We start from the raw sequence: 11,017 nt of genomic DNA on the forward strand, positions 1-11,017 counted from the left end.
ACTCATCTGTAACATACCTCGTTTCCTCCTAAGATTATATCTTATTAGGTCGAGATGTTACAACTATGTTATATCACAACACATCTAGTGTTTTGTGAAACTAAGGAACCGCCTAGTGCTGAACAGTATGCTAGGCAGTGTAAGAGGTCGGCTAATCAATTAATGATTAGCCTCCTCGTATTATATTTTCAATATGAAAATAATTATGATACCTATTATCATTAATCCGAATATTATTTTAAGAATGATATTCTTATTGGCATATATAAGCAATATCAACGATGCGCACCACAAAAAGCAGGCAATATAAAAATCAATATCACTACTAAATGCGATCATACTTAAAAATATAAATATACTGGCTAAAGTAATTCCTTTTTCTCCGATTTTTTTATAATTTTCTCTTTTTAAATCGTCCATACAGATTCTCCTGCTATAATAGAAATGCGATTTTTATGTAACTATTTAAAAAATTTTTGTTTATCCATGAATACATTTTTCATATGATATGCTATTAGTTTTTGTTTTGTCCTTTATTGCTCCGCACTTGTCACATCTTTTTACAGAATATATATCCACACGACAACCTCCTGATTGGAATTTTGTATGTACTTTTTGTGTTGCTGGCGTATATACATGGCTACAAGGCCATCTTCTAAGCTTATTAGATGAAGATTCTATTATTATTTTGTTATCTTCTGTGAGAAAATAAGAGTCCACATTGTGAAACATTTTTTCATCTTCCGGAAGAGTAACGTCGATTTCTCCAATTTCTATATATTCAATCATTTCCTGTTCACAAGTCTCTGACTCTATGACTTCAGGAGTGACATATCCCAATACTGGAATGGTTCCCGTCACAGAAACAATTACTGTTGAGAGCAGAGCCACATACCATTTTTTCACAGTTTTTCTTTTAATCATAAATAATCTCTCCTTCAATTCTTTATTTTTTTGTTTTGAAAATCCTATTACAAAACGTTTATCAGAGGTATGATATGCCTGTTCAATTATCATATGACCATACCGTAATCTTTCATTTTTTTCAGCGTCTTTCAAGATTTTCTCATCACAATTTAATTCAGTTGTTTTCCGAATTTCTTTATAAAATAGGTAGATAAAAGGATTAAAGAAATGGATTGTAACTGCTATATACGAAAATAAATTAGTCCAGATATCTCTTTCTTTAATGTGCATCAACTCATGTTTTAAAATGTAGCTTATACTATTTGGATCAAAATCACATTGAATTATAATTACCGGAGAAAAGAAACCATATGTAAAAGCTTCTGTTCTCGATGGCAAAAATAAAATTTGAACATTATATTTTTGAAGAATTGTTTCATATTCATTACTTAAATATAGAAGAACAGAATAACATTCTCCTATTGACAGTTGTTTTATTTTCTTTAATTTCCTTTTGTTGTATATAAAATAAGAAAAATAACTTCCAACGAATATAATCCACACAAGGATACAAATCCAGAATATAAAACTGTAATGTGGCAATATGGTTTTTCCGCCTGTCACATAATAAATCTTTTTTCCATCCAGATGACGATATGTCTTTCCAAATGAATATCCATAAAGCATAGATTTATTACCTGTCAACTGCCCAATAGTATGCATAAGCTTATTACTTAAAAGCGGAAAGGGAAATAAATAAAATATCATCACTAATTTCAATAGTATATATCTGTTCCCAGATGTCATTTTTTTTCTGAAAAATAATTTTATTATAAAATATCCTGTAAGTGCGGAAGTACCGCTAATGGACATAAATAATAGTAAATTATTCAAAAGCGCTTTCCTTTCATTTATTCATCCAGAAATTCATGTAACTCTTTGGCTTCTGCTTCACTTAGGGATTTGCCGCCCGTAAAAGCCAGCATAAAATTTTTCAAGGATCCGCCAAAATCAATATCTAATAAATCGTGTGTCCAATTATGAATATGTTCAGCTTCTGTACCAACTGGGGAATAATAACGTTTATTTCCGATTTTTTCAGCTTTTAATACTTTTTTGTCAATAAGTCGGGTTAAAAAGGTTTGTACGGTCTGTTTTTTCCAAGTATGTCCTTTTTTGTGTGTATATTCCATTACGTCAGAAAAACTGGTATTATTTCCGTTTTCCCATATAAACTGCATGATTTCATATTCTGCTTCAGACAAATTATATTTCATTTCTCGTTTCTCCTACTACTTTTTGTAGTACAATCGTACTACGAAAGCATAGTATTGTCAAGCTGATATTTCAGCACATAAAAAAACAGCGCAGCTTTACGCCGTGCTGTTTTTCAAAACCTATTTCAGAAATTTATTGATCAGGTATACAAGGATTGTAAGGACAATGATTACTGTAAAAATACTCAGCATTCCTTTCCACATAACCTCAAGTGCCTGCATAATAAGCTCAGAATTCATAGAGATATCTCCTTTCTCTTACAGAATACTTGCAACGACATTCAGGATAACTCCACCTGCAACAACAGAAGCAATCTGACCGGATACGTTTGTACCTGTAGCCTGCATGATCAGAACATTGCTTGGGTCCTCTTTAAGCGCCATTTTCTGAACTACGCGGGCAGCCATCGGGAAGGCGGAAATACCTGCGGCGCCGATCATAGGATTGATCTTTTCCTTTGAGAAAAGATTCATAAGCTTTGCAAAAAGCACGCCTGCAGCAGTGTCGAAGATAAAGGCTGCAAGACCGATCAGCATAATAAGAAGAGTTTCTTTGTTTACAAAGGTGTCAGCCTTCATACTGAACGCAATGGTAATACCCAGAAGAAGGGATACCAGATTGGACAGTACGTTCTGTGCGGTATCGGAAAGATTATTCAGCACACCGCACTCGCGGAGCAGATTGCCGAACATCAGGAATCCTACCAGAGAAACGGACATCGGAGCTACAAGGCCGGCGATAAAAGTAACAACGATCGGGAAAATGATCTTTGCTTTTTTGGAAACTGTAGCCGGTTTGTATTCCATGTGGATGCAGCGTTCTTTTTTTGTTGTAAGAAGCTTGATGACCATAGGCTGGATAATAGGAACAAGCGCCATGTAGGAATATGCCACCACAGCGATAGGCCCTATATAATTGGAGCCAAGTACCTGAGATACAAGGATGGAAGTAGGGCCGTCGGCTGCTCCGATGATACCGATAGAAGCAGCGTCTTTTAAGTCAAAGCCCAGGAAACATGCAACAACGATTGCGGCAAAAATACCGAACTGTGCGGCTGCTCCGAAAAGAAACAGCTTGGGGTTGGACAGCAAAGGTCCGAAGTCGATCATGGCGCCGATTCCGATAAACAGAAGCAGAGGCATTGCCTCGGAAGCCTCGATACCTACATTGAACAGCCACTCAATAATACCATTTGTTTCACCGATACCTGCAAGTGTCTGATTCAGAACACCGGAAGCAGGAAGGTTTACAAGAATTGCTCCGAATCCCAGAGGCAGAAGCAGTACCGGTTCCAGATCCTTATTAATGGCAAGCCAGATCAGCACAGCGCCGATCACGTACATAACGATCTGCTGGGGGGTGATAGATGTGATGCCGGAAATTAAAAAATCCATACTGGTTCCTCCTGATTTTTTTCACGGGAAAGTCTGCCTGAATATTTTCAGTAAAAAAGACCTGTGCTCCCCTGAAAGCGGAACACAGGTCTTGTCGTATACCAAAAGCATAAGGTATAGATTAAGCCAGAGCCGGAGGCTCAAGGTGTTGACTTAATCGCACCATACAGTGCTGACTACTCCCCTATATCAAGAGTATTGTACCGTATGGAAAAGTTTTTTTCAAGAAATTTTTTCTGATTGTCAGGATTTTGCTGTTTTTATAATTCGGTAGATCAGAAAACCAAGAAGCAGAATCCCAACGCCGGCGATCACATAATAAGGAACTGCAGTATGCTTTTCGGAGTAGCTTCTGGCAGCGTCCATATTTTTCTGACCCTCATCTGTAAGGGCAGTATCCTGTTCCTGTACGGCAGCCATTACCGAGGTTCCTACCGGAGCGTTTCCAAAGTAATACTGACGGGTGTACTGACCGTTTTCTGGTGTGCCGTCTTTGGTGGTAAGAGAGTCGGCAGCGGTTCCCACAGGAACATAAACATTTCCGCCGGAAAGCATGTTAAAGTCTGTATCGCCAAGAGAGAGCATCTGGAAGTTGTCAAAGCCATAATTTAAAAGGCTTCCGGCTTCGGCAGCTGTGGTGCCGGATGCGCCCTGAAGCACAACTGCGATCAGGGTTACTCCGTTTTTTTCTGCTCCGCATACAAGAGTACTGCCGGAAGCGTCCGTATATCCTTCACGTCCTCCAAGGCAGTTCTGATAATAAGCGGCGTTGGCTGCGCTCATCATGGAAAAATTATTTGTCAGTACCCGCTCGCCTCCTGATATGTTGGTAGGAGAGATAGTATAGGAAAGAGCTCCTGCAATGGTGCGGAATGTTTCGTTTTCCATGGCGGCCTGCATAATAAGCGCCATGTCATGAGCAGTTGTGTGCTGGTTTTCATCAGAAAGTCCGGTAGGGTTGGTAAACACTGTGTTGGTGCATCCAAGCTCGGCAGCCCGCTGATTCATCATCTGCACAAAACCTTCCACAGAGCCTCCAAGATGTTCGGCAACCTGCAGGGCAATGTCATTGGCAGACACAAGCATAATGGCATACAAACACTGTTCCATGGTAAAAACTTCGTCAAGATTGGCGGAGATATTGGCTCCTCCGTCAGTGACGCCGGAAACTCCGGTAGCAGTCATGGTAACCTGATCTGTAAGCTGGCTGTTTTCCAGTGCCAGAAGAGTTGTCATGATCTTTACCGTACTTCCGGGAAAAAGCTGCTGATCCATATTTTTTGCGTAGACAATGGTATTTGTTGACTCCTCCATGACAACTGCGGCGGTAGAAGTGATATCGGCTCCCTGGGGCCAGCCCGGAACTGCGTTGGTGGTAATTCCGGAAGCTGCCTCTGCGGCGCTGACAGGTGTCTGAAGCATCAGGGAAAAAGCCATTCCCAGGGCAAAAAGCCCGGCGCATAATTTTTTTATTTTCATAAAGTATACTCCTGTAATAGGTTCGGTAAATAAAGGTAGTGTGCCGCAATATCCGGGTGAATAATCCCCTGTGCGGCGGAAACTGTTACAAAATCTATCATATCCCATTTTTTTATGTAATTCAACACTTTTGTGAGGCCGGAATACTGATACACACGTTCAGCCTTGCAAAACCCGGGACGTAATGATAAAATAAACCCGGATTCTATGTAAAAACAATGTAAAATGACAATAAACCGAGGTTTTATATGAATAAAGAAAAAAGTTCAGCCGGCAGGATCCAGTGGGGAAGGATGTTAAAAAAACTCAGCCCCTACACCATACAAAAGGGATTCCGCTATCTGAAGCATTACGGACCAAAGGAGTTCTGGATAAGGCTTCACGAAAGATTTGAGCCGGAGGAAGTTCCTTACGGACCGTGGTATGAGGCTTATGTGCCTGATGAAGCAGCGCTTGAGAAACAGAGACACCACCATTTTGAGTACAGTCCTCTGATCAGTGTGGCAGTGCCTGCATACCGTACACCGGAAAAGTTTCTGGCTCAGATGATAGACTCTCTTCTTGCTCAGACCTATGGAAACTGGGAGCTTTGTATTGCAAATGGAAGTCCTGAGGATGGAGCAATGAAAAAGGTCCTGGAAGAGTACACAAAAAAAGACAGTCGTATCCGGGTCAGTGAACTTACAGAAAATAAAGGGATTGCAGGAAACACAAATGCGGCTCTTGAGATGGCCCGGGGAGAATTTGTGGGACTTCTGGATCATGACGATCTGCTTGCGCCCAATGCTCTTTATGAGATCGTCCGTGCGCTGGATGAGGACAGAACTCTTGATGCGGTGTATACAGATGAAGATAAGGTGACAACTGAGCTTGACGAGCATTTTCAGCCTCATCTGAAACCGGATTTTAATCTGGATCTTCTGAGATCAAACAACTATATCTGCCATTTTTTTGTGGTAAGACGTTCCATTGTACAAAAGGTTGGAGGATTCCGTCAGGAATTTGACGGAGCCCAGGATCATGATTTTATCTTCCGCTGTATAGAAACTGCGGAAAAAGTAGGACATATTCCGGAAATTCTCTATCACTGGCGTACCCATAAGGCTTCTACAGCAGACAATCCTGCCAGCAAAATGTACGCTTTTGACGCCGGAAAGCGGGCTATAGAAGCGCATCTGAAGCGGACAGGAACAGAAGGAACCGTAAGTCATACGCCGGATCTGGGATTTTTCCGGGTGAAATATCCGGTGCAGGGTCAGCCCCTTGTTTCTATTATTATTCCCAACAAGGATGAAAAAGAAACACTGAAGGCCTGTATTGATTCCATCAGAGAAAAAACAGAGTATCCGAATTATGAGATCATTATTGTGGAAAACAACAGTACCACAGATGAGATTTTTCAGTATTATAAAGAACTGTCACAGGATCCCCGTATCCGTCTTCTCAGATGGAAAAAAGAATTTAATTATTCTGCCATCAATAACTATGGAGTCCGCCATGCAAACGGAGAATATCTGCTGTTTCTGAATAATGATGTGACTGTGATCACACCCGGATGGATCAAAGAACTTCTGGGTGTCTGTCAGCGCCCTGAGGTGGGAGTGGCAGGCGTCAAGCTGATCTATCCGGATGATACGATTCAGCATGCGGGCTGCGTGATCGGACTTGGCGGTATTGCAGGCCATATGTTTGTGGATATGCCGGCAAACAGAACCGGGTATCTTCATAAGGCGTCGATTCTTCAGGATATGAGCGCAGTGACAGCTGCCTGCATGATGATGAAGAGGACAGCCTTTGAGGAGGCCGGCGGATTTACCGAAAAGCTGTCCGTGGCGTTTAATGATGTGGATCTGTGTCTGAAGGTTCGCAAGAATCATAAGCTGATCGTCTATGATCCATATGTGCAGCTTTATCATATGGAATCAAAAACGCGGGGAGCAGAGGACAATAAAGAGAAGGTGCGTCGTTTCCAGGAGGAAATTGAATATATGCGGTGCCAGTGGATTGATATTCTGAAAAAGGGAGACCCTTATTATAATAAGAACCTTTCTCTTACAAAATGGAATTATTCTCTTCGCCCTCTTCCGGGAATGACGAAGAAGCAATAAGGAGGGCTTATGGAAGTATCGGTAATCATACCGAATTATAACGGGATCGCGTTTCTGGACAGCGTGCTTGGAAGTCTGGAAGGGCAGACCGCAAGAAATTTTGAGGTTATTTTTGTAGACAATGGCTCCACAGACGGAAGCTGTTCTTTTGTGGCCGGAAATTATTCATGGGTCCATATTATAGAGCTTCCTGAGAATTATGGCTTCTGCAGAGCTGTGAACGAGGGAATCCGTGCTGCAAAGGCTCCTTATGTCCTGCTTCTTAACAATGATACAGAAGTGGCTGAGGATTTTGTGGAACAGATGCTCAGCGCCATACGAAGACACAAAAACGCATTTTCCTGCGCAGCCAGAATGGTTCAGTATCATGACAGGGACAGGCTGGATGATGCAGGAAATTATTACTGCGCTCTCGGATGGTCCTTTGCCAGAGGAAAAGGAAAAGATATTCATACCTACGAAAAGGAAGAACAGATTTTTGCCGCCTGCGGCGGAGCGGCCATTTACCGAAAAAAAATACTGGAAAAGATCGGGTATTTTGACGAGGAACATTTTGCGTATCTGGAGGATACAGATATTGGTTACAGAGCCAGGATTTACGGCTATGAAAACTGGTATGCCCCTGAAGCGCTGGTTTACCATGTGGGAAGCGGCACAAGCGGCTCCAGGTACAATCACTTTAAGACAAGATACTCGTCCAGAAACAATGTATATTTAATCTATAAAAATATGCCTTTGCTTCAGATCATCCTGAACCTGCCGTTTCTGATCGTAGGCTTTGGAACAAAGCTTCTGTTCTTTACCGTAAAGGGAATGGGAAAGGAATATCTGGCAGGGATCAAAAACGGGTTCAGTATCAGCCGCCAGGGAAAAAAAGTGAAGTTTTCTCTGAAAAACCTGCCTAATTACGCAAAGATCCAGGTGGAGCTGTGGGTCAATATGTTCCGGAGACTGGCGGCGTAAAGTGTTTATTACAGAATTTCACTGAAATTTTATAAAATAAACCCTAAGAAAACATTGATTTTGAAGAACAACTATTATAATATAGACGAAATGGATTGAGGTGTCAGAGATTGATTCAGGATAATCAGAAGAATTTCAGCCGCCTTCAGATGCTGATAGATGTAATTGTACTGGCAGTTTCCTATATAAGCGCATGGTTTCTGCGTTTTATGGGACCCTTTGCCTATTCGGCAGAACAGGGACTGAGTTTTGAGCAGTACATGCTGGCTCTGATTTTTATTATACCGGGCTATCTGCTGTTATATCAGGCATTTACTCTTTATGAGCCTCTTCATATGCAGGGACGCAGGCTTATGCTTGCCAATATTATCAAGGCAAATGTGTTGGGAATGCTGATTTTTGTATTTCTTTTATATATGCTGAAAGAGAGCGATTTTTCCCGACTGACAGTATATATTTTCTGCGTGGTCAACATTCTGCTGGAGTGGGGCGTCCGTATGCTCATATTTGCCGTGCTCAGGGATATGCGAAAAAAAGGTCTGAACCAGAAGCAGATCATACTGGTGGGTTACAGCCGTGCGGCAGAGGAATATATTGACAGGATCGAGGCAAATCCTCAGTGGGGCTATATTGTCAGAGGAATTCTGGATGATAATGTTCCTGCAGGCACTGTGTATAAAGGAATCAAGGTGATCGGCAGAATTGCAAATCTCACAGTGATCCTTCCTGCAAACAGGCTTGACGAGATTGCGATCACTCTTGGATTAAGCGAGTATTACCGTCTGGAAGAAATTGTTGCCATGTGTGAGAAGTCAGGCGTGCATACAAAATTTATTCCGGACTACAATAAGATTATTCCCACAAAGCCATATACAGAAGATATTCTGGGACTTCCGGTGATCAATATCCGGTATGTGCCGCTGAGTAATACCTTTAACGCCATGGTGAAGCGGGTAATGGATATTCTGGGCTCGATTGCCGCAATTATCGTATCCTCACCTGTTATGCTTCTCATGTGTATTCTGATAAAAGCGACTTCTCCCGGTCCTCTGATCTATAAGCAGGAACGGGTGGGACTTCACAATAAAACATTCTGGATGTATAAATTCCGCTCCATGGAAATACAGCCGGAATCAGAAGAAAAAAAGGCATGGACGGTGAAAAATGATCCCCGTGTAACGGGAATCGGCAAGTTTATGCGAAGAACAAGTATTGACGAGCTTCCTCAGCTCTTTAATATTCTGAAAGGGGACATGAGCCTGGTGGGACCAAGACCGGAGCGCCCTTTCTTTGTAGAGAAATTCAGGGAAGAAATTCCAAGATATATGGTAAAACATCAGGTTCGTCCCGGCCTGACAGGATGGGCTCAGGTAAATGGATACCGGGGAGATACATCCATCAGGAAACGTATTGATTGTGACCTTTATTATATTGAAAACTGGAGCATTGGTTTTGATATTAAGATTTTGTTCCTGACAATATTTAAAGGTTTCATTAATAAAAATGCATATTAAAAAGATAAGGGGAAAGAAGATGGCAAAACCAAGGTCAAAGACAAAAAAGATACTGTTTGCAGTTGAGATCATTGTACTCCTTCTGTTTATCGGAGGTCTGTATGTTTACGGACAGCTCAACTCCAGACTGGACAAGCTTGAAAAGCCCAAGACAGAAAACGCGCAGCCCATAGAGGTAAACCAGGAAGTACAGGATTCTATCAATGCGGAAGAATCAAAACTGACAGGATATACCACCTATGCGCTGTTTGGTATTGACCACAGAGATAAAAGCGCTACCGGCGGCATGAACAGTGATACCATGATCATTGCAAGTGTAAATAATGATACAAAGGATGTAAAGCTTGCTTCTGTATACAGAGATACACTTCTCAATGTTTATGATGATACTTATTCCAAGGCAAACGCGGCCTATGCGAAAAGTCCGGAAGCAGCAGTTAATATGCTGAACAGAAACATGGATCTGAATATTACAGATTATGCTACTGTAAATTTTGCGGCTCTCACAGAGATTGTTGACGCGCTGGACGGTCTCGATATAGATATGTCCTATGCGGAGATCGTACACATGAACAGCTATTGCGAAGAAACCTCAAAGGAAACAGGTAAGTCGTTTGAGCCTATCGAACTTCCGGAAAGACCGGAGGACATTGAGAAGATTGATTACCGTTATCATCTGAATGGTGTACAGGTAACCTCCTACTGTCGTATCCGATACACAGCGAGTCTTGATATGGGTCGTACAGAGAGACAGCGTAAGGTTATCCAGCTGATCGTTCAGAAGGCAAAAAAGGCAGGGCTTCCGACTATCTTTAAGATCATGGATGCTGTATTCCCTATGGTATCCACATCCATGGATAAAACAGAGATCCTTCAGCTTCTGCCCACAGTGATCGGCTACAGTATGAATGAGACAACCGGTTTCCCGTCCAGCATTAAGTTTTCCAATGTTAAGGGAAGCGTTATCGTTCCTACAAAAGAAGGTACGTCAGAGGCGGATCTGGTATCCAATGTAATTGCCCTTCATAAATTCCTTTATGGAGACGAGGCGTATACACCATCCAGCACAGTTCAGGAAATCAGTACCAAGATCGCTGAGATCGTCAGTGGACTGGGAGAACTGGAAGATGTTCAGAAGGTTACACCGGAGGATGAGAATACAGGCATCAGCTTTGAAAACGATGGTTCCGGTTGGATTGACAACAGTACAGACTGGGTAGATCCGGGAACCGGAGATACTGGTAGTGGAGATACCGGCAGCGGAGATATCGGCAGCGGAGACACTGGCAGCGGAGACACCGGCAGCGGAGATACCGGAGACGGAGACACCGGCAGCGGAGATACCGGAGGCGGAGACGTTGGCGGTGGAGATACC

9 protein-coding genes are annotated in these 11,017 nt (G+C 42.1%); 4 read left to right on the forward strand and 5 right to left on the reverse strand.

Going from position 1 to position 11,017, the window contains the following annotated elements; genetic code table 11:
* Nucleotides 1–180: 180 nt before the first annotated feature.
* The 5 genes from QVP40_RS06740 to QVP40_RS06765 all read right to left on the reverse strand — a co-directional run bounded on the left by QVP40_RS06740 (nucleotide 181) and on the right by QVP40_RS06765 (nucleotide 5,057).
* Nucleotides 181–420, reverse strand: a complete 240-nt coding sequence (locus QVP40_RS06740) for a hypothetical protein (RefSeq protein WP_022067711.1) — start codon at nucleotides 418–420, stop codon at nucleotides 181–183.
* Between the two features lie 60 nt (nucleotides 421–480).
* Entirely contained in the window at nucleotides 481–1,800 is a 1,320-nt protein-coding gene (locus QVP40_RS06745) for a M56 family metallopeptidase (protein WP_022067712.1), read from the reverse strand.
* Between the two features lie 17 nt (nucleotides 1,801–1,817).
* Nucleotides 1,818–2,183 carry a BlaI/MecI/CopY family transcriptional regulator gene (locus QVP40_RS06750; RefSeq protein ID WP_022067713.1) on the reverse strand — a complete coding sequence of 122 codons (366 nt, stop codon included), beginning with the start codon at nucleotides 2,181–2,183 and terminating at the stop codon, nucleotides 1,818–1,820.
* Nucleotides 2,184–2,441: 258 nt separating this feature from the next.
* Nucleotides 2,442–3,578, reverse strand: a complete 1,137-nt coding sequence (locus tag QVP40_RS06760) for a sodium ion-translocating decarboxylase subunit beta (RefSeq protein WP_022067715.1) — start codon at nucleotides 3,576–3,578, stop codon at nucleotides 2,442–2,444.
* 243 nt (nucleotides 3,579–3,821) lie between these two features.
* Nucleotides 3,822–5,057, reverse strand: coding sequence for a D-alanyl-D-alanine carboxypeptidase family protein (locus QVP40_RS06765; protein WP_022067716.1), 1,236 nt, complete (start codon nucleotides 5,055–5,057; stop codon nucleotides 3,822–3,824).
* Nucleotides 5,058–5,305: 248 nt separating this feature from the next.
* Between QVP40_RS06765 and QVP40_RS06770 the strand changes: the two genes are divergently transcribed.
* The 4 genes from QVP40_RS06770 to QVP40_RS06785 form a co-directional block, all read left to right on the forward strand.
* Nucleotides 5,306–7,165 (forward strand): glycosyltransferase family 2 protein, encoded by a 1,860-nt coding sequence (locus QVP40_RS06770; protein ID WP_022067717.1) that lies wholly within the window; start codon nucleotides 5,306–5,308, stop codon nucleotides 7,163–7,165.
* 9 nt (nucleotides 7,166–7,174) lie between these two features.
* Complete coding sequence (locus QVP40_RS06775; protein WP_022067718.1) at nucleotides 7,175–8,128, forward strand: glycosyltransferase family 2 protein; 954 nt, start codon at nucleotides 7,175–7,177, stop codon at nucleotides 8,126–8,128.
* A gap of 110 nt (nucleotides 8,129–8,238) precedes the next feature.
* Nucleotides 8,239–9,642 carry an undecaprenyl-phosphate glucose phosphotransferase gene (locus QVP40_RS06780; protein ID WP_022067719.1) on the forward strand — a complete coding sequence of 468 codons (1,404 nt, stop codon included), beginning with the start codon at nucleotides 8,239–8,241 and terminating at the stop codon, nucleotides 9,640–9,642.
* 19 nt (nucleotides 9,643–9,661) lie between these two features.
* Nucleotides 9,662–11,017: LCP family protein (locus QVP40_RS06785; protein ID WP_288200363.1), on the forward strand; the 1,356-nt coding region annotated here is incomplete at its 3' end.

It is taken from the genome of Blautia sp. CAG:257 (assembly GCF_000433815.1).
Lineage (GTDB): Bacteria > Bacillota > Clostridia > Lachnospirales > Lachnospiraceae > Blautia_A > Blautia_A caecimuris.